Annotated in this window: 15 protein-coding genes; 1 reads left to right on the forward strand and 14 read right to left on the reverse strand. The window is 54.9% G+C overall.

Annotation, left to right across the window (positions count from 1 at the left end):
* Positions 1–14: 14 nt before the first annotated feature.
* Genes brxC through IQ265_RS24940 form a run of 5 tightly spaced genes read right to left on the reverse strand, consistent with a single transcriptional unit; the run spans position 15 to position 6,070 of the window.
* Positions 15–3,677 carry a BREX system P-loop protein BrxC gene (brxC, locus tag IQ265_RS24920; RefSeq protein WP_194058630.1) on the reverse strand — a complete coding sequence of 1,221 codons (3,663 nt, stop codon included), beginning with the start codon at positions 3,675–3,677 and terminating at the stop codon, positions 15–17.
* Positions 3,678–3,701: 24 nt separating this feature from the next.
* On the reverse strand, positions 3,702–4,340 hold the full coding sequence (locus IQ265_RS24925) for a BREX protein BrxB domain-containing protein (RefSeq protein WP_194058631.1): 639 nt from the start codon (positions 4,338–4,340) through the stop codon (positions 3,702–3,704).
* Positions 4,337–5,149: a BrxA family protein gene (locus tag IQ265_RS24930; protein WP_347405018.1), complete on the reverse strand. Its 813-nt coding sequence runs from the start codon at positions 5,147–5,149 to the stop codon at positions 4,337–4,339. The genes IQ265_RS24925 and IQ265_RS24930 overlap by 4 nt, the downstream gene beginning before the upstream one ends.
* Before the next feature lie 46 nt (positions 5,150–5,195).
* Entirely contained in the window at positions 5,196–5,804 is a 609-nt protein-coding gene (gene brxE, locus IQ265_RS24935) for a BREX-6 system BrxE protein (protein WP_228038442.1), read from the reverse strand.
* Positions 5,804–6,070, reverse strand: coding sequence for a helix-turn-helix transcriptional regulator (locus IQ265_RS24940; protein WP_194058632.1), 267 nt, complete (start codon positions 6,068–6,070; stop codon positions 5,804–5,806). The genes brxE and IQ265_RS24940 overlap by 1 nt, the downstream gene beginning before the upstream one ends.
* 197 nt (positions 6,071–6,267) lie before the next feature.
* On the opposite strand from IQ265_RS24940, the gene IQ265_RS29630 reads away from it, so the two are divergent.
* Positions 6,268–6,393, forward strand: a complete 126-nt coding sequence (locus IQ265_RS29630; RefSeq protein WP_255523927.1) for a hypothetical protein — start codon at positions 6,268–6,270, stop codon at positions 6,391–6,393.
* A gap of 73 nt (positions 6,394–6,466) precedes the next feature.
* Here IQ265_RS29630 and IQ265_RS24945 read toward each other — a convergent pair whose 3' ends face one another.
* The 9 genes from IQ265_RS24945 to IQ265_RS24985 all read right to left on the reverse strand — a co-directional run bounded on the left by IQ265_RS24945 (position 6,467) and on the right by IQ265_RS24985 (position 24,064).
* Complete coding sequence (locus IQ265_RS24945; protein ID WP_194058633.1) at positions 6,467–6,934, reverse strand: nuclease-related domain-containing protein; 468 nt, start codon at positions 6,932–6,934, stop codon at positions 6,467–6,469.
* Between the two features lie 372 nt (positions 6,935–7,306).
* Positions 7,307–9,142, reverse strand: a complete 1,836-nt coding sequence (locus tag IQ265_RS24950; protein ID WP_194058634.1) for a bifunctional DNA primase/polymerase — start codon at positions 9,140–9,142, stop codon at positions 7,307–7,309.
* A 90-nt stretch (positions 9,143–9,232) separates the two neighbouring features.
* Positions 9,233–18,118 carry a strawberry notch C-terminal domain-containing protein gene (locus IQ265_RS24955; protein ID WP_194058635.1) on the reverse strand — a complete coding sequence of 2,962 codons (8,886 nt, stop codon included), beginning with the start codon at positions 18,116–18,118 and terminating at the stop codon, positions 9,233–9,235.
* A 2-nt stretch (positions 18,119–18,120) separates the two neighbouring features.
* Complete coding sequence (locus IQ265_RS24960) at positions 18,121–18,411, reverse strand: hypothetical protein (RefSeq protein ID WP_194058638.1); 291 nt, start codon at positions 18,409–18,411, stop codon at positions 18,121–18,123.
* Positions 18,408–19,067: a hypothetical protein gene (locus tag IQ265_RS24965; protein WP_194058640.1), complete on the reverse strand. Its 660-nt coding sequence runs from the start codon at positions 19,065–19,067 to the stop codon at positions 18,408–18,410. The genes IQ265_RS24960 and IQ265_RS24965 overlap by 4 nt, the downstream gene beginning before the upstream one ends.
* Positions 19,064–19,507: a hypothetical protein gene (locus IQ265_RS24970; RefSeq protein ID WP_194058642.1), complete on the reverse strand. Its 444-nt coding sequence runs from the start codon at positions 19,505–19,507 to the stop codon at positions 19,064–19,066. The genes IQ265_RS24965 and IQ265_RS24970 overlap by 4 nt, the downstream gene beginning before the upstream one ends.
* 13 nt (positions 19,508–19,520) lie before the next feature.
* Positions 19,521–21,953 carry a glycoside hydrolase family 19 protein gene (locus IQ265_RS24975; RefSeq protein WP_194058644.1) on the reverse strand — a complete coding sequence of 811 codons (2,433 nt, stop codon included), beginning with the start codon at positions 21,951–21,953 and terminating at the stop codon, positions 19,521–19,523.
* 646 nt (positions 21,954–22,599) lie between these two features.
* Positions 22,600–23,436, reverse strand: coding sequence for a macro domain-containing protein (locus IQ265_RS24980; RefSeq protein WP_194058646.1), 837 nt, complete (start codon positions 23,434–23,436; stop codon positions 22,600–22,602).
* A gap of 64 nt (positions 23,437–23,500) precedes the next feature.
* The gene (locus IQ265_RS24985; RefSeq protein ID WP_194058648.1) at positions 23,501–24,064 is read right to left on the reverse strand and encodes a TIR domain-containing protein; all 564 of its coding nucleotides are present in this window, start codon (positions 24,062–24,064) and stop codon (positions 23,501–23,503) included.
* Positions 24,065–24,188 lie beyond the last annotated feature (124 nt).

Raw genomic sequence — 24,188 nt, forward strand, 5'->3', positions numbered from 1 at the left:
AGCGGTTCAAGCAACTAAGGCATTTCACTATACTTTTCCTGTTCGTAAACTAGGCGCACGCAAACCTTGGGCTTGCCCGCTAGCTGGTTGAGTAGCCGTTCCTCCAGCTGTTGCACCAGGGCTCTAGCTTCTTCAGGGGTTCTCACCTCCTTGCCCGCCAAATTGACCGGCAGCTGAATCACCTGCTCTTCGGTCACCGTTGACAAGGCACTATCTAGCTTAATGTGAGCGGTTTGCTCGGCTCTTTGTAGCTGCTGGGCAACGGTGTCGCGCAGAGCCAAGAGCGGTGGCGCGATCGCCTCCTGGGTGGTATCGAACACCGCCTGCCCCACGGGGCTTAACACCATACTGGCCTTGTCTTCGCTGAGCTTAAAAAAGCCCTGGCGCTGCTTTAGCCGCTGGCGAATGATCTCGGCCTGCTGCTCCTGCTCTTGGATTAGGCTCAGTCGTAGAGTTTTGTAATGGGTTTCGATGGCGATGACGTGCGGCTCTAAGCTGCTAATGTCTCGCCAGGGGCGGTCATTCTTCAGACGCTCTTCTAGCACGGCGATACTGGCCTCTACAGCTGCGGTTTCGCCAATGTCGCGCAGCTGGGCCACCTGATGATCGCGTACCGAAGCGGCCTTGGCTACGGCGGTGACCGCCTCATCGGTCAGGTCAGTTAGGGAAGAGTTGAGCGCTTCCAAACCATCGCGCAGCACGTCCAGATTCTTTTTGAGGGCGAGTACAGTGTCTTCAATCTGGCGCGATCGCTGACAATTTTCTAAGGCCGTTCGCAGCTTGAGCAGTTTGGGTGGCAGATCGGGGCGATCGGGCAGGCGATTGTAGCGCTGTTCTAGTTCTCTCAGGCGCTGGTTCTTTGCTGGGAAGTGGTCAAAGGCGGCATCTGTAAAGGCTTCTTCCTCGCGGTCGAGGTCAAGTCCCAGAAAATCTTTGAAAAATTGCTGAATAGCTACCTTGTCGCGCATGGTGATGCCCCGGTCACCATGGGGCAAAATTTCGGCCCGGCGCAGGTCGCGATCGCGGGTAAACAGGTTCTCCACATCCGGGTCTTGAATGGAGGTAATCTCTTGCCCCGACTCGGGCCGAATCCGAATCTTTTTGGCCCTGAGCAACCCCGCGAGACAGGCTCGTACCATATCGGCTGAGTAGCCAAAGGGTGGCCCACCAAAATGACTGAGCAGCGGCCCCCCAGCAACTCCCGTCTGCGCGGTGATGTATTGCTCCAGGCGAGAGGGCACCGCGCCACTACAGCTGGGCACGTACTTACCGGCATCTAGCTCTAAAATCCCCAGGCCATCGGGCATAAATTTGCTAGAGGGGCCGCTGAGCGTTTTTTGCAGCAGCTGCTTTAATTCCCTAGGCTCAATCGCCAGATTAACGTATTGGTCATAGATATCGGGGAGCACACTCTCGCCAATGCGCTCAAGTACAGTGGTAAAGGTCGAGCCAAACTGAGATTTATCGAACGGGCGGCCACGAAAATAAATCGCGCCCTCCATAAAGACTCGCTCAACCTCCTGTTTAACCTGACCTTCGAGCGTGTCGCGACGGGTCTGCTCATCAATCAACAACCGTTGCTTTTCCCGAGATAGCCCCGCCGACCCTCGGTCTTGGTATTTATCAATGATGTGGCGCGATCGGGCCAACTCTCGCAGCAGACCATCAATGCGATCGGGCCTATCGACAACCCATATCAGCCGATTTCTCAGGGAAACCGTATCGCTAGCCTGAACCCAGGTCTGTTCGCTACGCTCCTCTTGGGTCTTTAAATTGCGAAAATCAACGGTAATCACTGCTAACTCATTTGTCGGCAGCAACCGCTCATCCTGCCGTTGTCGCCCATCGCTATAAAGGGCCGTCCACCGAAAAGAACTCCCCTTATAGCGAGGGCGCTCCACCGACCCCAAGAGTTCTTTCAATTTTTCTCCTACCAGTTCGCTCAGAGCGTCGGAAATAACCCCGTAGTTATCTCGCTCTCGCTGCCACTCTTGCCCCGCAGAACTCTGAATTTTATAGCCCAGCTTTTCGGAATAAGACAGCAAATTCAAGCTGCGCAGTTTCTCCAAAGCGGCTGAAACCTCCGCATTTTGACTTCCTGCCCCTAGACGTTCATACAAACACTGGCTCACTAATTCTGAGGTGGTCGGCGCAAACTGTTCTTGAATTAGCTCTAGCAGTGCTACAGCCTTGGCCACCCGCATAGCAACCTCGTCTGTAACAACCTCTTCATGGTTAAACAGTCGGGCCAAAGTGTTCTGCACATCAACATCCAAGGCCGACTGCTGCACTTCGTAAATATGCTCGATGGTAATCAGCTCACCCAGAGCCTGTTCGCCTAGATTTTGCTCCCGAAAGAGTTCACCCAGTAGCTGAAGCAATCCTCGAATGGCGTGATCATCGCCCTTAGCCTTGTTAGACCGGGTGCGCAAACTGGTTGTGATTTGCATGAGCAAATCAACGTAACCCGGCAGCATTGGGTAGGTTTCAATAAAGTCATCTTCGGTAATGCTGTCACATTTGTAGCCGTATAGCTTGAGATTAGGGCGGTGCTGCTGAAATTTTTCCCTCAGTTCAGCCTCTTTGCTGGGGTCTTTTTTTAAGAGCCGCCGATGCACCACATCACGAATATTAGTAGGGGCTAAATGAGCCCTTAACTTCTGAGGAAATCGGTCTTTTAGTTTGCCAATGTTGCTCTCGTCATCGCTATCTTCTAGTTTTTGCTGGCCTGTAGCTAACAGCCAAACCTGCCCTTTAAGCTTTTTCCCTATGTCAGATACAAACGATTGCAGCCCTAGCGTTCGGCTTGAGTTTTGGTAGACATACTGGCTAACTTCGTCTACCACGACGAATAAGGTTTTCCCCTTCGCTCGCAGGTTTAACATACTGGTGATACCTTTGGTCGTCTCGTCGACCGAGGTTCCCACCCCTGTTTTTGCGCCAGCTCGACTATCGAACCAACTCATTGGGTTGGTGTAACGAGTAGGGTTCATTTTATGCATGACTTCTGAAAAATATTCGTCTGCCATGGGGCTGTGTTTCAATACATCCCAAGGCTGCGCATGAGTTTTGGCAACGCAAGCCAAGAAGTTATCCCATTGCCCTTCAATTTCCAGGCTTAACTCATAGTTAGCGACATTATGATCAGTGGGGCAATACCCCAACCGTTTTTGTAATTCACGCTGAACCACAGAGTGAACATGTTCGTTATCTCGTGCAGCTGTGCCCACGTCAAACACAACAGATATGGGCTCAATTTGTGAGGTCAACTGGCCCCAGGCCTCCCGAAACTCTTGCGCATTAGGTGAGTCGTCGCGGGCTAGCAAGGCCTCTGCTAACAATCGGCCATCAGGCAATACCAAACCATCTAGGGCCAGGCCTAAAAGCTTAGCAAAGCTCGATTTACCTGAGCCGTAAAAGCCAGATATCCAGCAGGCCGGAAGCTCTGAACCACTAGTTCGACGTAGTTCTTCGGTTAGCCCTTTGAGTAATTTAACAAACTGCTCATGAATGCCTACTTTCACACGGGTAGCACGCAGATCTTTCTCAGGATACCCCCCTGTAATGATGTACTCAGATACCTCAGCTTGCACCTTGGAAGGGTCTTGCTCGTGAAAGTAGACGACCGGCGCAATATTTCGAGTAATGTCTTCGGCGAAAATATCTTTAACTAGCATAATGACTTTGTTTAAGAAGTATAATTACCAATAAATACGGGGTCGATAGTCACGATCAGACGATAGCTCTCCCATAAATGAGAGAGCTTTGAGCCCATGCCTTTCACCGGGATAGAGAAGCACCACCGGCAAGTTTTGAGTCTTCCCATCGATATGTTTAAGTAGGGCAGACGAGCGAAAGAAAGGATACAGAGACCCTGCCCGGCAAAGCAAAATAAGTGTTTTATTAGGATCGCAAGGATGTTTTTGAGTAAAGCCATCGATCAGTTGAATGACATCTTGAGCGATACCGCCTGGCCCTTCGATATAGAGAGCAATTTTGTCTTTAATGTGATTGAGAGCACGGTCTGGATCCCTTGCGTAAAGTCGCCGCTCAGTTTGAATTAGGCGCTCTACCATACCAGGCTCTTCTGCTTTGAGTCGATTCAAAAACAGCTGGTGTAGTGAAGCGGCAAGTACTTGCCATCCCTTGGCCTTAAGCTCGTCGGTTAAGTTGCGAATCCGGGTTCGTAGCGCAAATTCCTCCGAGGGATCGTAGGGCAAAATTGCAAAGCGGTAGTTTCGCATCGTGCTGATTTTTGCCCCTCCTTCGTCTAAGAGGTCGCTTCGCAACGACTGGATAGCCGCATCTAAGGATGGATGACCAAATAGGGTAGCCGTCATTGATCACTCTCCCAAATTAGCTCTAGTTCTTGGCTGGCCCAGGCCAAGAGATTGGGGTATTGCCAGGTAAAGTCGTGTAAATCCCCCATGCGGTTAAACGAAAGTCCTTCCACTCGTCGCAAACGCTGCTCTAAAAAGCCTTCGCTTAACCCAACCGAGGCAAAGTAGGGATTCTCTAAAAGAGTGCCCTTAAAAGACAGGCCTCTCAAAAAATAGAGCCAATAAACCAAGGCCTCGTCAGTTACCTTGGGGTATTGAAGGCTGCGGCTACCGACATTATCGGAGCACAAGCCTGCGGCTTTTGCAGATGCCAATAACCCTGTAGCCATGCGTTGGATGGTGGTAGTAGACCACTCGGTTGGAAGTTGAAGCGCTACCCACCGAGCAATAATATCTCGATCAATTTCGGCCTTAGTTTGCAGTCGTCGCTGCTCTAAAAAAGAACCTGTAAAATTTCGGTAGGTGGGGTCGGTCAACTGCATGTGCCAGTGACAGATATTTTGCCGAGTAATAGGATCGCTAGGCTGCCAGGCACGAAGGACGTTCAGTGCAGTGGGGTAAGCATCGTATCGATGTCTAAACTCAGATAGAAGTCTCTTCACCCGATCCATGCTTTTATTTCCGAACCACCGCTCCTCAAAGGCTATGGCAGCTCGATTCTCTTTGGGTACCGGCGTTTTAAGCTGTGCCCAGTAGGCACGGCTTTCCTCTTCTGCTAAAGAAACCCGCAAAAGTCGAGTGTGAAACTGCTCTACTTCAGTTCCATAGATAGGAGGTGCGATCGCTGATGATTGTGCTTGGTCAACCACAGGGCTAGGGGTAGGTTGGGGCATTAACGACAGTGGCATAGGGCTCTCAGCTCCCCAAACGATAAAACGGCATGGGGTAGTGGTCGGCGAACGGTAACAAAGCGGCGGCCAAATTTCTTGCGCACAGCTCACGAGATACTGGCATCTGGTCTACTATTTCGCGTCCACCTGGGGCCACCTGGAAGCCAATGGTTTGGGTTGGGATGTTCAGGGCTGCCTGTAGGTCTTGTAGAGCGAAATGAGTGCCTAAGGCTAAGGGGAGTGGTAAGGTTTCAGCCGGAGATTGACCCGAGTGCTTGTGCTTAAGCAGCTGATCGTCCAATTGCTCGTCAATGACAAAACCCCAGAAGAAAAGAGTCAGCAATCGATCTGGCTCGGCCATGTTTTGGCGTATTTGCCAGTCTTGTTGAATAGCCGCCTCACGAACGGCCTCCAGGGATGCCCACTGGTATGTCTTTGGCAGCAGATCCTGAAGCAGGCACCCCCCGCCCGCCAGATCAATCAAATCTGTGCGCCACCAGTTTAGGCGCTTAGGTTCACAGTTCCCCTCACCAGCCCATGCGACAGTCATTTGAAACGCCAGAATGGCATCCAACGTGCTGTCATTAAGGGTTTCAGTGAGAATGAAGGTTTCCTTAGTCGGTGAAGTCGGCATTACTCTTGCTCCTCATCAGGGGATAGCAGGCCATATTGGCCCAATAGCGTTTGCCCTGGAGCAGAGGTCAAGGCAACTTGCTCAATTTGCCTAAACGCCAGAGGAGAAGGCTGCATTTTGCCGTTCTCCCAGCGGCTGACGGTTTCGTAGGAGACCCCAAGTTGATGGGCAAACTGCTCTTGGGTTGAGCCCATGAGCTGTCTTAGCTCACGGACAAACTGTCCCACTGTAGGTTGTTTAAGGGCGCAGGCTTTGGGGATGGGCATGCAGCAAGCAATATGACGGACGTCATGCTCATTATTCCCAAGTTTGTAGAAAAAGCCCAGGGGTGCTGGCTTTAAACGCTACTTATCTTCACAGGTATGAGAATTACGCCTGTGGTTGTCCAAGAGCAGGATCAGGATTACTACTAACAGGTGGGGCAATGGCCGCAGCTAAGGCTAGCGGCTTTGGTGTATACCTCATGGCTAGTACTGTGCTTGGAGAGCTAACCAGCACCATTGGCATTACCCTACCTTTCGCGGTTTACATGGGAATGAGCCAGGTGATTGCTCTGGTGATTGGCCCAGTGGGAAGGCTGGCCCCTTAGGGCTGGTCCTTGACCATTGCGCTTCTCAGTATCTACTGGGGCAGCCTAACTCGGTTGGTCTGTCTGGCTTGGCTTAGCCTCGGTCTAGTAACAGCGATCGCAGGTCTTGGCGAGCCACGACATAGACATTGCCTGCCTGGCTACCTGAGACATTGACCTTGGCGCTGGAGAAAACTAGAACGGGGGTGACATAGCTATAGTCGTCTGCTTCCTTGAGCTGCACAGCTTGGCGCTTTACTTGACCGAGGAAATCCTTTTCAAAGGGATACTGACTGTTGCCGACCTGTCGGCGCAGCTGCCCTCGATTATGGACGACGGTGCCGTGATGGGACTTGACATCAATCGCAAATACCTGGCCCTGAGGAGACCGGCAGATAATATCTACATCTCCGACCAAGGGGAAACGCCTACCGTACTCGATATGCCAGCCAGAGCGCTGGAGCGAGTTCAGGTCGTGACCAATGGTTTCCTCTGCCTTGGCTCCCTGATCGGCTCGATTAGCTTGCCGCCATACGCCGTTGGCAACCAGAATGAAAGCCACTATTGAGGAAGCACCAAGAGCATAAACGTAGATAGGGAGGACGGTGAAGTAGAACGTGATGATGGCCAGGTATGCTCCGACAGCGACTGCGGCGAAGAACAATCGGACGGCTTCGGCCCGTCGCCGTCGAGCAAGTTGGCGGATGTTCTGGCCTGGTCGATGATGGTTTGGCATGATTGGTCTTAGCAAGATTGAGCTGAGTTTGAGTTCAAGTTGGCCAGACGCGCAGGCTAAGTTCAGTAAAATTGAACCAGTATTTTGACTTCAGTTCATTCCCCAGCGTAAAGGTAACTTCAGTCGGACTCATGGCCTCATGGATGAGCACAGCAGTATCGATGGTGGGCTGGTCGAGGGCTGTATAGAATAGAACACCTAAGCCTCAACCTGCTGAGACCGAGGTGATACATGACGAGGTTTTTCTAAGAGTGCAGCAGCGGTACGAAAATCTTTTAGTACGCTTTCAGATGGGCAACTGAACACAATGTCTGCTCCTCTAGCCTTTAAAACTGTCCGCCCTTCTTGGGTCGCAATCAAAATTCCCTGATTGGTCAAAACCACTGAGTTCCGTCTGCCCTGGACGGTAAACCCGCCAGCTTCATCCGGCTGACCAGCGCGAGACAAAATTAATGAACTCAGATTCAGCAATTCAACCGTCCCAGGACTATTGCTTTTAGCACCTCCATCCCCCTGCCCCGCCGTTACGGGTGGCCGTTGTTCTGCTGCATGAGTTGCCGCTGCGACTTCTAGTCCGGCATCCGCAAGAATCGCATGTGGATCGCTTGGTTCTGACCGATTGAATATGATCTTTTCTTCTTTGTAGGAAAAGATCATTCGGTCATCTCTTAAAACTCTTAATTTACCAGCTTTGTCTAGCTCAATTCCATACCTAGAGCCTGCATAAGAGAGAACAGAGCTATCGATTCCAACTTCACCTTTTTCGTGGAGAACTCGACTGGCGGCAAGCAGCAAATTATTTTTCACATTTACCAACTCTTCTATTGAGCGAGTTACGTTCCTTTCGAGATTCTTTTGACCTATCACAGGCTTGATTGTGCTAGGAGCTTTTTCGTCAAAGAGTGTAGGTGCCAGTTTTCGCAGTCGGGACCAGGGAAACTCATCGCCTCGGCACTCGCAGGATGGTCGAGCCGTATCTAAGGAAGCGCCATCCATGATTCTATGAATGTGATCCTCATCAGCCCCGTGGGCAAGTCCCCCTTGGATCGTCAGCGCTTCAGCACTCTGCCCGCTCAAGGGGATACTATTCTCTCTGGCCCAGTTCTCCCAGCCAAATGCCTCTCGGGCCAACGACACGATCGCATAGGAGCGATCGCTATGCCCACCCCCACCGCCTGCTAAAACGTCTCTGGCGCGGTCTGAGATCAGATCTGACAAGTCTACAGTCGAACTCCCTGGCAGCGTCTTTAGGCGTCGAGGTCGAGCCTTGATAGGCATAGCCTCGCCAAGGGAGATACCATGCTCAGAGCTTTTTGTTGCAGTCTGAGCCCCTGATTTAAATATCCCGATTTCTGAGAGATCTGCGACGGCCACTGGGGCCGCCACGAGATGCCTAACCCGGTAAGGATTGCCTGTGGGGCCAATGGTCGGAGCCAGGACACAAACCCTGCCGACGCCAAGCACCTCGCCCACATGCAGGCCACCGGGCTCTAGGGCAAAGTTGGTAAAGTCCTTGGGGTGATCCAGTTGCACCATAAAATGCCACCCGCCACGATGGGTCTGCTCAGCGTAGGTCTGCTTCAGCTGAGGATGGGTCTCAGCCCACGCTAGAACAGCGGCATCACAGGCGTCCCGTGAGCCAAAGTTTTTCACATCGAAGTCAATGAACACGGTACGCTCATTGCCCAGCGTGGCAATTCCATTCCGGGGATTGGAAAACCAGGCGTCCAGCTCACTGAGCTCAGGCATTCTGGACTGAAAATCCCGATGATTGACACTGTGCGGATGGCCATCGGCATCCAGGTAGCTCGGGTTTTTACCGGTAAATCTAGCAACAGGGCAAAGCTTCCCATCGATTTCAACCAAGGGGATATGGCAATAAATCCCCCTGTTCGGGCGGTCAGGATTTACCTTGGGGTACTGGTAAGCATCTTGCACTGGCGCAATGGGGAGCGGCGGTAGGTTATTGTTCAACAACCACTTCGCAACATCCTGCACAGATGGCTGCTTTGGCCATGGCGATAATGCGTTCATCGGTGAAATGTGAGCAATGGGGGTGTATTTGGCTCAGGGGCAGTCCATCAACATCAAAGGCTGGGCCATCTGACTAAACCTGTATGGGTACTACCGATCATAAACAGCCGGGATAGCAGCTGTGTGAGGGGTAGTTTGTGCCGCTAGGGCCTGCCGCACCCGAGACACTTGGGCACTAAACTTGTGGGCATCTTCGGCACTCAGCCCCTGACTGTGCAAGACTCGGCTGCCCTTGGCGTTAAAAATTTCGCCTCTTTCTCTTGCCAAAACAGCGATCTCATCGCCCTGGCTGAGAAGGGTATAGGTCTTGCCAGCAAAGACTTTTGAACCATCGGGCTGGTCTTGCCCTAACTGAGCTAACAGGTATTTAGACTGAGCCAAAACGTTAGTGGCCTGCTGGAGATAGGCCTTTTGGTCGTGCTGACGTGTGATTCTGTCTACGTCGCCGTACTCCCCCTCATGCCCCGAGTTGATCGCCTGGCCAATCTGCTCAATGCGCCCCAGGTGCGACGGAGATCGCCCCAAGGCCCGAGCCTGAGAGTACCATTCACGCAAATCTTTAAGCAAAGCTTGGCTCTGTACCGGCTCTGCGAGGACAGCAGGTGACGCCTCAGACGAAGCAGCGACGGAGGATTGCTCGGCGATGGGAATCGTAGGGGGCGGATCTATTCCACCGGGATCGGCCTGCCGCTCGAATGGCGTAGTAGCTTGAATTGCAGGGTAGACCGCTGCATCTAGCGAGGTATAGAACTCCGCCATCAGCTGACCAACAGCACCCCTAATGGTCACGGGGTCACCGTGCTCATCGCCTAAGGCTTTCGTGGCAATGGTATTGGCCGCCCGCTCCATCCATTGAGCCCCAACCTCTGCACCACTCTCGCGCACTACGGCCTTGGCATTTTGTATGGAGGCGTTGACCATGGCCAGCTCATCCTGAGAAAGCTGTAGTTCCCAAATCCGCTCCCCAGCCTCAAAGATAAGTACAGCGCCACCAAGTTCTAGCCGCTCAAGCCCAGGAGACCCCGTTGGCACCTCTACCGCCGGGGGTGGAGCAGACCCAGCAGCATCGGGCAACCTCTCTAGGTTGGCCTCGTAGACGCGCACAGGCCCATTGGCCTCATAACCAAGCTGTGGGTGCAACTCGGACACGACCACGGTAATACCCTCTTGGGTGAGGGTCGGAATAATCTGCTCTTGCAGGTCAGCGGTATTGACGCTTAAGCCATTGCAGTCGGGGTCAAGTCCCCACTGCATCGGTTGAGTGGGTCGCCCTAGGCCATAGGCCGCGATCTGCGCATCCTCGGCATAAGTCTCGTAAGCCTGATCAACTCGGATAAAAGCAACAGCCTCTGGGTAGTCGGCCTTGAGTTCAGCAAAACGCTTCAGATGGGGATGGTGTGGCCCAGGGCCAAGATCGGGAAGCAATGCCTCATCTACATCAGTGGATGGGTCAGGCTGTGGCGGCGGGCTGCTGACAGGCGCATCCTGAGAGGATTGAGGATACAAGGGTTGTACCGTAAGATCCAGCTCGTCATAAATATCTTGGGCAGGCCGCATGTCTGTGGCTCCTATGGCCCCTCCCATGGTCGTATCCGGGTCAGCCTGCGGGTCGGGGGCTGATGCCTGGTGAGGCTCTGAAGTGGCCTTTGTCGTTGGTAGTTCATCGGCCCAGGGCGATGAACTACCAAGCCCCTCTCGCTGAGCAATTTCGATGATGTAGTCTGCGGCTGGCCGCGCAAATTCAGGGTGAAGGTTTTCGCCATCTTCTCGGGGGGCATTGATGATTTCCATGAGGCGATCGCGCAGGGCATCAACGCTGGGCGCACCGTCAATCGCCTCCCGCAGCGCCCAAACCTCTGACGGGCTAAACTCGATGACCCCAGTGGTGCTTCCTAGCGTCTGGTCGTGAAATTTGAAGATTATCCAGTCGTCACTGATAAAGCCCAGCCGCTCACCACTGGAAGATAGTTCGACCTGTGAGGTAACCTCAGGCGGGGATATAGAGGCCCCAGCTAAGGCCTCTCTCACCGCATCTTGCTGATAGGCATAGGGGTTATCATGGCCCTCCAGCCATAAGAAGCCCCGCTCACCATCCTGATAGAGTATTTCAGGCGAGTCGGAAGCCAGCGCCTCAAATTCAGCCCGATCAAACGCATGGAACAGATCGGGACGCTGTTGGAATAACGCCTCTAGGGGACGCAAAGGCTCTGGCGAGAGAGGATTCTGGGCAGTAGAGTCTAGACCTGGTTCAGCCATCGCCTCCTGACCCAATTGGGACAGATAAGCCTCAGCGATCGCTTCCCCAAAGCCCTGCTCCAGCAAGTTCCGAGCAAATATCATGCCAAAGGCGCGATCAGGGGCGCGCAGTTCGCCGCCATTAAACCCTTGCACCGCAGTCTCAACGAACTGAAGATGTCCATCGGGCTGAATACCCATCTTCATCTCAGTATCAATCCACATATCGCCGTTGCCGGTGGCATAGTGGGTCAGGTACAAATCACTGCCGCCCACCCCATTGGGGTGCGACTCAACCACCAAATCCATGTAGGGTTCATTGGGCACCCTAATGTGGAAATCATTGTCCCCATCGACCATGACCGCCTGCTGGAGCCCGCCCTGCTGAAGTAACCGAGCAACGGCCTGAGCGATCGGGGACGTTTGCTGAGAGGGTGCCAGCACCTGGGGACCACCCTCTTGGGACATCTCGCGCAGCCGCTGTCGGCCCGCCTGTTGCACAGCCTCATCCCGTTGCTCCTGGGCCTGGACAGCTATCGCCTCATCAAAGGCCTCTGCGACAACCTGGCGCACGGCCCCAGCAATGCGTTCCTCCATCTCAGGGCTATCAGCGGCGAACTGTCCCAAGAAGGCAGAGTCTTCGGTGTCGATCGCAGCCTCGGCCATTTCCAGATTCAGGCCAGACTCCAGGTGATCGCTCAGGCAGCGGTAGGTGCGTCCTATCGCCTCAATCGCCCTATCTAGGGATATCTCGCCGCCCAGAGCCTCCACGGCCCGCCGCATCAAGACATCAGGGGTCGCACCGCTAGACGAGTCACTGAGATACTCATGGAAGGCGATCGCCTCTGAGTGCAGGGGCTGCCCGTCAGTCTGTAGCACCCCGTCTTTAACCAAGGTGTCAAAGGTCAACGCGGGCGGAGGTGGCTCGTAGAGGTTGAATTCGGCCTTGATATCGGCCAGGTTGCTGCCGGAGTACAGGCGATCGGAGACAGCGTTCATCACCTCCCAGCGGCTGGGGGATGACTCCTTGTCAGGGTCAGGGATGAGCCCAGGATTGCGCTCCAGCTCGGCCCGCAGAATTGGGTGAATGGCCCGGCTCCGGTCGCTGCTGCTGACTTCCTTACCGACTGGGAGCCAGGTGGTGGCTGGTTCCCAGCCTGCCGTTTCTCCTCCCACGGCGGCGGTCGCCTCTTCCAAATGCGATGTGGCCTTGATGCCACGCCGGGTGACGATGTAGGTCAGCACATCGTTTTGGGCCTCGGTATCACCAACTTTGATTTGCATCACCTTCTCTTCGGTGGTGCGGCCTGGCTTGTCGCCTTCCACCCGTCGAGTCCCAGAGACAAACTCCCCCTGCGCCAGGTCGAGTAGCTCCCGGTCTTGGTAAAACTTCTTGCCCGCGCTGCTGGTGGGCACCGTCAAGACCAGCTCGCCGCGCAGGTTAAACTCAGCATCCAGCACGCCATCTCTATCGGTGAAACTGGCCGCCCTCGATGTTGCCGCAAGGAATGCCATCAACTGGTCGGGTCGCTGAATCGAGACCGGTCGCCGATCAATCTCTCCTGCGTCAATCCCCTTGGCCAGCAGGTAGGCCGGGTGGTACTCCCCCTCGTTATCCTGCATGAGGGCAAATCGACCCACGAGGTCAGATTTGAGCACCTGGCCCACCACCATCATGCGATGCTCGCGAGAGGCTATCTGCTTCTCGTCAAAGACACTGTAGGTCGGCACCTCAGTGTACTGCTGCAACACTTGCCCCGGCTGATTCTTGAAGACAAAGGAATTTTCCTGAGGTTTGAGGGAGACATCGCGGCCAATTTCGCTAAATTTGACCGACAGTTCCCTGGCCTCGTCCGCCAGGGCAATCCTGAATCGCCAAGACCCAGGGTTGATCGGGTTGGAGGCATTTTGCTGGCGGGTGACTCCGACAATGACCCCTGGCAGCGCCCGACTGGTATCGAGGGAGGCCAGCTGCACTGGAGCGCCGATGGGAAACTCTCGCAGCTTCCCCAGCACACCGTTCTGCTGGGCCGTCAAAATCATGGCGCTCTGAGCTTTATCCTTCTCGGCATCAGCGACCTTTTTCTCAGCCTTTTTGACCCGCTGCTCCTGCTTGGTTAGCTTCCCTTCAACTTTTTTGAGGCCGTTACGGGTATCAACCCGGCGCTGCTCATACTGGCCTTCTAGCTCAGTTTCCCGCTCTGGGGTCGCCTCCCCCGCTTGACTGAGCGCCTCCCTGGCGGCGGTGTACTCAGGGATCACCTGTTCTAGGGCTGTGGTCAACTGATCGCGCTCATCCCTTAGCCCCTCACGTCGGGTATTGGCATCTTTAAACTGCTGTTGAGCCCGGTTCAGGGCTTCTGTGAAATGCCCAGCTTTGCCCTCCCGGAAGGCGTCGCCCTCTGCGGTCACCCGCGCCACCATCTCCTGGGCGTGAGCCTGCCCGGCCTGGCGAATCGCGCCCTCAACCGTTAGATCAACCCCCTCCAAGTCATCGGGTTTAGCTAGCTCCAGGGCATCGCAAATCGACTGCACCACCTGCAACGTAGTTTGGGGTTTGCCCCCGGTCTTGGCCTCCACCTCCAGGGCATAGACGGGCTGCCGGAATGGATTACCCCCATCGCCGTTGTGGAGCATCTTCCGGCGCAGGGGTCTGGCGTCTAGATCCATCTTTTGAGCATCAAGATCCCAGGCCCCCATCGCGGTTAGCCGATCCTTGAGCCCGTTGTATTCGGAGATCAACAGGTCGTAAACCTCACCCTGAAGGGCCAGGGATGGGTACGGATCATCTGGGGTCGGCGGCTGATCGCTCGACAGAATAGCCACCCGTCCGGTCAGCTTGCGCACATCGCCAAAGCTGACATCCCCATCCTTGTCGGGGGCGCTACAGGGGTAGTCGAGGGTTTGGTTGACCTCGGGCATCGCGGCCATGGCGTTGGCCGCCGCTTGGTCGCCATACTTGTTCAAAAAGTCGGGCACATCGGCCCCGGAAAACTGACTTTCGCCCGTGCCTGCGGTATTGGACTTGAGCCCCCGCATTTTGTTCATCAAAACAGCCATGGCTCTAGCCTCGGTGGGCAACCCTTCCCCATAGACCAGCTTGAACATAGGCAGGCCAAACTCACCGGCCTTCTGCCCCCACAGGGGATTACCCTCAGAGTCGGTGCCGGTGGCGGGGTGTACTTCTGGGTCGAGCTGCCCGCTGCGATGGGTGCGCCCGATCGACTGCTCGCACTGGTTGACATCGGGGTGGGCCTGAAGAATCAGCATGGAGCGGCGTCTGAGGTCTGTTGCCCCATTGATCGCAGCATGGAGCGAGTAGCCAGTGGTCAGGTTGGTGATTACCGCATCGACGGTGCCGTTCTGGAACCCGGCGATCGTCGCCACCTTCGCGGCGGCCCCCGACTTGCGGGCCTGGTAGGTCGTCACAAATTGACCGTCTGCGGTCGGCTGGTACTCCAGCCGCTGGCTCCGTCCGGTCATTTCTACCGCGTTGTAGCCCGCCTGCCGAATGCGGGCTTCCATATAGGCAATGGGGTCGGCGGGTAGCCCCGTCCAGTCGCTGGACTTGATCGCCGTCAGCACCTGGTTATAGATCTCGACCCCCCGCTCGCCCAATTCGGCGTCGGTCAGGTAGTGGGGCAGAATGACTTTGCCGCCGCCCTCGTCCTCATGGGCACCGACAATCCGAATCGTTCGAGCCGCATCAAGGTATCGCTTGAAATATTCGCCTGCCGTAATGTCGAAAGGATCGCCTGGATTGAGGATGGAGCGCTGATCGTCAGGAAAGATAGCGTTATGGGTCTCGATGCTCCCATTGGTCAACTTCACCAGGTCTTTGAGCACCGACTCCCCGGTGCGCTGAAGCATAATCACCGGCTTGCGCCCAGCCTCTAGCTCAGCGATCGCCAGATCTGCAGTGGCCTCGGCCTTGAGGGCGATCGCGCAGATCGCTCCCAGGTTGTGCACCACCGAGGTGAAGGTCGTTGACTCTACCCCGGCATAGCCCACATGGGTGTCATGGCGAAATAAGGCTTCGCCGGTCTCGGCCATCCGCTCGTCCAGTTCTTCTAGCAGCCCTTGTTTGTACTCATCAAACCGGTTGATGGCCGCCATCAGCTGAATATTGCCCTCGGCTCGATCCAGGCTGACGGCCACCGGGGCCGGGCTAAAGTCAACGCCGGAGTAGTCTTTTTGAAAGCGAATGCACCCCCCAGCCTCTGACCAGAGCCCAAAGGCCATTTGCTGCATGGCGGCACCGCCCGACTGGAGGTGCCCGGCAAAGGTCTTTTGATCCTCGGCGGCATCTTTGAAGTCGGTGGTGTGGTAAAAGAGTCGGGCGGCCACCACCGGCTCTTTGATCGCCGTGGCGGAGCTAGCGACAAACCCGCCCACGCGCTGGGTGAGGTCTTGGAAAAACTCAGTTACCGGGGCGATAAACGTCCCAGCGGCCATCTTCTTGGCCCTGGCGGATTCCTCATAGCTGCTGATCTCAAACTCTCCCGCTGGGCCACCCGCCTTATGGGACTCGTCGGCAATCAAAAACAGGTTGGGAGCCAGCGCCTCAAACAATGCCCGCCGATCTTTGCTGGCCAGGCCCTGGAGCTGCCCGTAGGTACTCATCAGCAGGTTGTGGTCGCCAATGGTACCCAACTCGGTAAACCGACGGACATTGACCCCATTTTTTTTAGGAGTTTCGATCTGCCCAATCAGCTCGCCCTGGCTGTCTTCGACCCGCACGTTGAGGCCATTGTCGGTAATGAAGGGGCGGAATTGGTTGCCCGTGTCTGGCCCATCGCGGTAGACCAGGTCTTTGTAGAGGGTGGGGTCAGCGGTCACCACCGCAGGCGTTAGCCCCTGGTTCTGCGCGTAGCGGCAGAGGCCCGCCACGATCCGGGTTTTGCCAATGCCGGTGTCGTGCCCGACGACCGTTGCCTGCTGTTTGTACTCGTGGTTGTAGATGGCCAGGGCCAGGGTGTCGATCTGCTCCGCCGCGTAGTGGCTATAGAGGGAGTCGAGGTCGGGTTCTTGCAGTCGGTCTTGAACGTAGGCATCGACTCCTAGCCCCGTAGTGGCTTCAATGCGGTCGAACACATTGCCGTAGGCGGTAATCGCCGAGGCGGGGGCTAATACTCCCAGGGAATAGCCCTGCGATCGCGGCTTATAGGGCAGGGTAACGGCCTCATCCTGGGGCTGCTGGAGGATATCTTCCTCGGTATTCGCTTGGGCTACCATCGGGAGTCCTCCATCAGCAGGGCTTGCAGGTTGTTCAGCCAATCGAGCAGAGGCCATCTGTCGGTGATCATCTCCAGGGTGTCGGTCGCCATCGCCTCGGGCAGTACCGGAAACTCGTCTACCCCCTGGGGAAACAGCAGCTCCCGCAGAGGTGAGTAATCCAAATTCAGCAGGCGGGCCAACGGGTTCTCGCCCCCCGGCATCCAGTGGGCCTCCGGTAGCACCGAGTTGACCATTCGATTCCCCAAGGCGATCGACTGGCTGGACGTCATCCCCTCTGCCTGCATGTCCATCAGGAACTGAGACATCTTCACTTCCATCAACCAGAGTAGGCGGGCGCGGTAATCCTCCAAGTTCACCAACAGCGAGCCGGGGGGTACCGGCACCGTCGTCCACCATGTTCCGGCCTCCGTCTGGGTCATGGCTTGCCACCGGGGCGGCGTCCACACCTGAACCGGTTCGTCGGGATGCTCCAGGGCGTACCGCAATGGGGTGGGAGAGATCCAGATATTTAGCGTCGTAGGTTCTAGCGGCATGGATTACTACCTCTCGGAGATCGTCGTATCGGTTATAGATGCGGGGGGCTTGAGCGCCGGGTAGCCTCAGGTCGGTGGAGCCTTGGCCCGCGATGGAGATGAAGTCGATGGGAAACCCGGCTCCCTGCCGCCGGTACATCGAGCCGTGCAGGGTGAAGTGGTCATCTACCTTCCAGCCGCTCTGCTGGTAAAGGAATGAGTAGAAACTGCGGTCTGCCTGCCCCCGATAGGCCGATTGGCGGGCGCTGGCATTGCCCATGTGACCGCCGATGATGACTAATGCTCTGCCTTCTGGGGAAAGCCCCTGTAACGTCTGGAGCGCGATCGCATGGTCAATCTTCTGGGTGCTAACGGGGCCATGCTGCCAGCGTTGAGGTGGGCCGGTGCCGTTCTCGCGCAGCAGACCAAAGGGGGGATTGCTGACCAGCACGTCGTAGGGGCGATCTGGTCGGTACTGGGTGGCGTCGTGTTCGGTGACTGTAAACCCTTGCGATCGCAGCTGGGCCGCTCGGGGAGGATGGAGCTCGTTGGCGATCGCCTGGGCGGGGTCGGCCAGCAGCAGCAGGGAGCCATTGCCCGCCGTGGGTTCGTAGACGGTGACCGAGGGGTGCACCTGGGCGATCAGTCCCGCGACAAAGGCCATCGGTAACGGGGTGGAGTAGGCCTGCCGGGCCATGCTGTCAGAGGTTCTGACCAGCAGGTTGGGCTGAGCCTCATAGAGAGATAGGAGGTCGTCGAAGGCCAGCAGGTGATCGCCCTCGGATTGCGCCACCACCTGGCGGGCCGCCTGCACCAGCCCCGACTCAATCGCCTCATCCACCTCCTTGGCCAGCATCGTAGAAGGCTCGACAGGCACCCCCAGCACCGTCCCCGCAAATGCCCTGGCCTCGACGATGTTTTTGAAGGCGTGGCCCGCTCTAAAGTGTTCGCCATAGGCGCGGGTCAGCTCAATTTGATCGTTGACATCCATCGCTAGGGATCAACAGAAGGTGGGCCAAATACAGAATCTAGAAACGAAGTCATCAACACGTTGCTGATGGGGGGATAAAAGACCGGCTCTGCATCGGGTCGGTCATAGCCCAATGCCGCTGCCTGATCCCAGAACGGGTCATCAGCCGGAATCGGTAACCCCGTTTCCGGTTTGCCCCCTGGCTCAGAGTCGTCGTCCGGTAAGGTGGGGCAGACAGAATAGAGAAGCTCCAGCCACTCAGGGGAGAGCTGATCGAGTTGCCCAGGGCTACCGAACGGATCTATTTGGCTCATTTTTCCGTGTCCTCACTAACGGCATCAGGTACGCCTGATGCAGGCTGATTCTCAATCATGGAGTTGGCGATCGCCACCACATCGCGCATTTGGCCAGAGCGGATGCCGACGAAGTACCGAATCCCTTGCTCCTCCCAAAAAACTTTGGCCGTGTTGCAGTTAGCCCCGCACACCCAGGGGATAAAGATGCCGGTGATACCCCCGCTCAGGGTGACCGTGGTGATGGGTTCTTCACTGCGCATCATCGGCTGGTACTCAGGGTCGAGGTAAAAGGAATATTCCTCATCCACTGTGGGTGTGTCTGCGGTGAGGCGAATAGCACCCAATACGCCAAAGTTGCAGTACCCGGCCCCGTAGCATTGGTCGATCGCATCCAGGTTGATGTCGTAGCTGCCCCGGTTAGCCCTGGCGATCGAGGGGTAAAAGGGCTCATCCTGTCCAGGGGCAGGCTCCCTTAGCACCACTTCGGGGATAGATGTCGGCAGCAGCACCGGGATGCTCGATGCGGCCTCAACCTCTGCCGCCACTGTCCGAAAGACCGGGGGCACAACTTCGGCTCCCAGAACGCGATCGCTCTGTGCCCGTGCCGAACACCCGGCCAAGGTTGGCAGCACCAGCAGAACGCACAGAAGCAAACCCAATATTTGTGTCTTCATTGCCCACCTCCATCGGCGACGTACTGCTGCCAAAGCGTCTGGGCATCGCCCAGAGACAGGCCACAGAAATTGACCAGGTCATTGGCCTGCCATGCGCCCCCCGTGCCGCAAAAGGTTTCCCAACCACCGGGAGCTCGGCGCAGCAGGGTCATGCCGCCGCCTTCGCCATACCAGTAATCGGCAATACCGTAGTCGCCGGTCTGGGAAAGGGTGCCAATCTCGGCCTCCACCTCCGGGGGGCGCTGGTCGTCGAGCAGCGCCTGCACAGCAGCGCGAGGAGTGCGCCCCGAGAAGGTGATCTCACGGCTGTCTTGAGCGGTGACCGGTAGAACAAAAATGAGGGTGTGCAGCACCAGGGCCAAACACAGGCCAAAGACCGCCCAAGCCGAGGGTTTGCTCTCAAAGACGCTGAGCGCTTTTCGTAGAAATTGATCAAACATATGGCCAGCCTCACTAATTGGTTACTCGATAGATCGCCCGTCGTCCGCCCCCATAGGAGGGTGAGAAATAGCCGTCGGACACCCAGGTGAACGAGGCCTCGCCCCTGGCTGCCTTAGATGAACTGTTGGACACCACCTGGGTGCAGCCCGCATTCATACAGACGCCGATGTGCTGTCGTCCGCCCCCCATATCAATTACATTGAGGTCGCCGGGCTGTGCTTCATTGGGGTTGACGCTAACGCCGCGACCGCCCTTGATGGCACTTTCGACGCCATGCACCGATAGGCTGCCGTAGGGGGGGCCACCGCCCAGGGTCTGAATACCTGCCTTATGCAGCACGTAGTTGACCATGCCCGCGCAGCCCAACCGGCCCTGGTTGGTGCCTGGTATGCGAGAGGCGCTAAAGTTTTCACCCTGCACAGTCCTCACCCCAGCCATGATCTTGGCGTTGAGGTCGCCGCCACCGCCTGCCTGGGTTTCGAGGGTCGAGCACGATTGCAGTGCCTCGTAGAAGCGCTGGGACTGCTGGGCGGTGTAGTCCATCTTGTCGGCATCGTTGACGATGCGGCGGGCATTGCGGAAGTCGGCCTTGCCGTTGCCGATGTAGGTGCCGAGGCCCACGCCGGTGAATAGGCCGTCGCGCATGCCAATGACGGTAATTTTGGCGGCAGTGTTGGGGTCGTTGGCCAGGTCAGGATTGTTGAGCAGGTCGATGCCTAGAACCTGGCCCATCTTGCGGTAGTTGGCCTCCCAGGTGAGTTGCACAAAGCCTCTGCCGTAGTAGCAGCCGCTGCCATAAGTGCCACAGCCCACCCCTTGCTCACTGATTGGGCTCCACCGCCCCTCTAGCTCGGTGGACACGGTGCCGAGGATGTAGGCCAGCTGAGCTTTATCGGTGACGCCAGCCTCGTTGGCAGCGGCGATGATACGGGGAATGTGCTCTCTGGCCCCAGCGGCTTCACTGGAATGGCGCAGGGCACCAATCAAGCCATCCAGGCAGGGCTCATCCATCTGCACGGGAGAGCCGCCGGAGCCATAGTAGGTACCCCCTAGGTCTTGACTGACATAGCGCTGTAGCTCTAGGGGCACCTGTAATCCGCCAGAAGCGCCACCACTGCCATCCAGGGGACCGGTTAGTACAAAGCCCTTTTCCGTCGTGCTCCAGATCGGGATCGGCCCAATAAAGTAAGGGGTACAGCCCAGGGGGGCAAAGAATGAATTACTGCAAAAGCGGGTGTATAGCGAAAATTGCCCCGTCCCCTCTGACTCGGTGGTGTCAGACAGCACGACTTTGAACACGGCCCCAAAGGGGACTCGCCCGGTAGGTTCCATACCGCCATTGACGGCGGCGAGAATGCCGCTGCCGCCGCGCACCATCTGCTGGCCTGGCCCGGTGCCCCCGGCGATCCATTGGGCACCGTGCATCTTACCTGGCCCCGCTAGCTCCAGGTGGGCGCAGCCCCGTGCCTGGGCACATTGCACCTCCCACCCTTCTACGTCCGAGCCAGTAATTGAGAATTGGGTGGGGGTTTGGGTGTGCTCTTTGTCGCCGTAGGTAACATCGTGGGTGCCGCCAAACCCGTTGACTAGCCCCGACAGCAGGCCGGGGAATGCCCCAAAGGGGACCTGATCCAGCCCTGGGATGTCGCTGATCGCTAGCTCTTGCCAGCCGTCGAGGTCGGCGATCTCAACCTGATCCAGTCCTGGAATGTCGCCCACGGTAAATGCCTCTAGCTGGTCGAGGGCTGGCCCAGCAAATTGAATTTCTCCCAAATTGGCCCCGCCCAGGAGGTGATCTGGGGAGGAGATTAGGTCTGTGATGGCGGTGACGCCAAACTGGTTGAGGGCCTGCTGGACAAATTGCTCGGGGTTGATGGCCCCAGCAGGCAAGTCACCGGTTTGCTCGGCTAGCGCCAGCAGCTCGGGGCGCACGGCGGCGTTGAAGGCACTTTGCAAGGCGGGCACGTCTTGGAGGGCCAGGTATTGCACACCGGCCAGGTTGGCCAGGCTACCGAGGGTCTGCCGCTGCAATAGGGTGTGCAACTGGGATAGGGAAACGGCCCCAGTGTCTACGCCTGAGGCTTGAGCAATCTCGGCGAGGGTGAGGGCCTGGGGCAAGAAACTACTGCCCAGGTCGCCGAGGCGAAGGATGTCGGTGAAGGCTGCGCCGGGCTGCCAGCTGCGGGCGGTATCAAACCTAGTTTGGCTCGACAGCTCGGGCGGGAGGCCAGCAATTTGTCCTGGGGTGGTGGCGAGGCCCAGGTCGCGAAAGGTGGTGGTGAAGAAGTTTTGGTAGGTGACAGGGGCGACGGATTGGGCAAGGGCGGGGGTGAGCTGAACGACGGCTAGCAGGCCAGCGAGGGCGAGAGCGGCCAGCAGAGCCAGCAGGAGCGATCTGAGAGTCGCTGTTTTTTCGGTGGCGACCAGGCTGATTTTTGCAAGCATTCAGGATACGCGGAGCGCTGATGCCTGAACGATAGTGAGGCAATATGGCTGCTATATTGCCTGCGATATGGGGGGGATGAAGAACTGATAATTTTGCGCTAAAAAATCACAGGTTTTTTTTCCTATGCGAAGGCATGATGGCGAAACTAGCGTGAAAAACAATTGCTAATCCCCTTTAAGGCTGTACCAACGGTGCCCATCACTCGCCACAGATAATGCTTGAATTCCAAACAGATAATCTCCCGACGATCGATGTGCATGAACAGCGATAGACTGAGATCAATTTTTTATATCAATCTCGGTCAATTAGCCTAATAATTGAAGGCCACCTATTCTTGTCATCCTGTTCTAATAGTAAATTCGATTAAGCGGCCTCACTATTAGAACAATGCGTTCCCAGAAACTAGGGCGTGTTTTAAAGCCAAGTCAAATCCTGATTCTTCCGTACAAGATATCAGGGCTTACAAGGGGTTTCAAAGCAGACCCTAGCACTCTGTGACATAAGTCGGCCAACTGTTTCTAAAATCTGATATTCGGCACCTGAAACCCTCAGAAAGGGTTAACACAGTTCTGATAGACAGCAGTAGACGCATTAGAAGTCAATTCAAGAACTCCCCCCGCCAGATTAGCTCTGGAGTCCGCTCGATTACAAACCATTCTTGGCTGACGCAATATCTAGCAGGTTAATCCTATCCATCTTGCCTGCATGAATGACAATTGTCAGCTTCGCTGGATACTTAAAGCGCATCTCACTAATCCTAAACGTCCAAAGCATTATCTTTAATAAATCTTCATCACTAATGTTTTTATGTTCTTTAATGCGTGTTATTCCTGAGCCAAAGATAGGCACTGCAACACTCTTTTGAGAATAGACCCTATTAACCTTATCCCAGAAGTTAATTAAAAAGCCAAGATAGTCAGGCATTGTGAGCCATGCTCTGTCCTTCTCATCAAATTTAGAGAATGCCGTCAGAAGATAGTCGTTGTAAACACAGATAGTTCCAATACTAAATCGGATCTTTTTTCCGCTCTTTCTTGTTGTATTTTCATCTAAAATTTCATCGTCTTCAAATAAATAGCTCTCTAAATACTTGTCGAGTTCTGTGACAGAAACACCAAGGTACTCGGTGATAAAAATACCATTTAGCGATTGTTGAGAAATTATTTTGTCATCAACTTGAGTATCAAAGTACTCATTGAATGCAATCGCTTTGAATCCACTTTGCTTAAAGATATTTCCTTTTTTTACTATGACACTGCTTCCTTCAATAATTAAATGCACTTCTTCTAATTTATTAGATCTAAGCCAAAGCGAAACATATATAATGAGAAGTATTCCCAGGAAAATTCCACCGAACGTTAGCTTATTCCCTGCAGGTACATCAACAAATATTAAAACAAGGGAAAAAAGCGCACTTATTCCTGATGTAACCTCAAGAAATTGCTTGATAATTCTTCGGTCAAAAAGATTAACCTTGTTCAAAGATCCTCTCCCTTAATTTTCTTATTTTTAGTGAAGGCTAGGCTATACCTGACATCAATCAAAACTAGTTTCTATAGATGTACATGTCTGGAGTCGTTTTCGTGTTGATCATAAAGTCACTATCTTGTAGTGATCGGGTAATCAAGTGTTTATTCATAGGAATATGTAGAGTTGGCACTTTACTCATCGAGTCTCTAAACACTGGTAGATTACTCCATAAATTCTTAATCACTTGTTTAAGAGAGCCGTTTTGCAAGATGCTCTCCTGAGTATTGTAGTCGGGGTAGACCACAATTATAGGTAGACCAAGCAAATTTATTCCGTAATCTATTTCCTCTCGCAAGGCACGGGAGTTTATTGTCCTTTCACTCAGGAATAGAATCACGTTTTTAGAGTTTCTAAGACGTTCACGAAGTCTTGGCTTTAAAGTTAACTCCCAATTACTACTATCTCTGACATTGTATGTTTTGTTGTGTGAGTCGTTAAAAGGAAAGGATAAATCTTTTCCTTTCCATGATCTCAGTAGATTGTAATAAACAAAGTCCTTGGTTGCATGAGCACCTAAAATGGTTTCACTGAACGGTTCAGAAACATAGAAAGCGCAATAATTTCCGTTTTTATATGCCATTCTTTCTCTCAATAAAGTAGTTTCAATGATAGTGGATTATTCTTGGATTGTGGCTCAGTTAGCTACATATATACATCTAGAATTGAAGGCTAACGTTCATATTGAGAAGCTATTAGTATTTTTC

The sequence above is a fragment of the Nodosilinea sp. LEGE 06152 genome (assembly GCF_015207525.1).
Lineage (GTDB): Bacteria > Cyanobacteriota > Cyanobacteriia > Phormidesmidales > Phormidesmidaceae > Nodosilinea.

Coding starts and splice junctions, on each gene's coding strand:
- brxC (WP_194058630.1), bottom strand. CDS start 3,677: ATGCTAGTTAAAGATATTTTCGCCGAAGACATTACTCGAAATATTGCG.
- IQ265_RS24925 (WP_194058631.1), bottom strand. CDS start 4,340: ATGACGGCTACCCTATTTGGTCATCCATCCTTAGATGCGGCTATCCAG.
- brxE (WP_228038442.1), bottom strand. CDS start 5,804: ATGCCGACTTCACCGACTAAGGAAACCTTCATTCTCACTGAAACCCTT.
- IQ265_RS24940 (WP_194058632.1), bottom strand. CDS start 6,070: ATGCCCATCCCCAAAGCCTGCGCCCTTAAACAACCTACAGTGGGACAG.
- IQ265_RS29630 (WP_255523927.1), top strand. CDS start 6,268: ATGGCTAGTACTGTGCTTGGAGAGCTAACCAGCACCATTGGCATTACC.
- IQ265_RS24950 (WP_194058634.1), bottom strand. CDS start 9,142: ATGAACGCATTATCGCCATGGCCAAAGCAGCCATCTGTGCAGGATGTT.
- IQ265_RS24955 (WP_194058635.1), bottom strand. CDS start 18,118: ATGGATGTCAACGATCAAATTGAGCTGACCCGCGCCTATGGCGAACAC.
- IQ265_RS24960 (WP_194058638.1), bottom strand. CDS start 18,411: ATGAGCCAAATAGATCCGTTCGGTAGCCCTGGGCAACTCGATCAGCTC.
- IQ265_RS24965 (WP_194058640.1), bottom strand. CDS start 19,067: ATGAAGACACAAATATTGGGTTTGCTTCTGTGCGTTCTGCTGGTGCTG.
- IQ265_RS24970 (WP_194058642.1), bottom strand. CDS start 19,507: ATGTTTGATCAATTTCTACGAAAAGCGCTCAGCGTCTTTGAGAGCAAA.
- IQ265_RS24975 (WP_194058644.1), bottom strand. CDS start 21,953: ATGCTTGCAAAAATCAGCCTGGTCGCCACCGAAAAAACAGCGACTCTC.
- IQ265_RS24985 (WP_194058648.1), bottom strand. CDS start 24,064: ATGGCATATAAAAACGGAAATTATTGCGCTTTCTATGTTTCTGAACCG.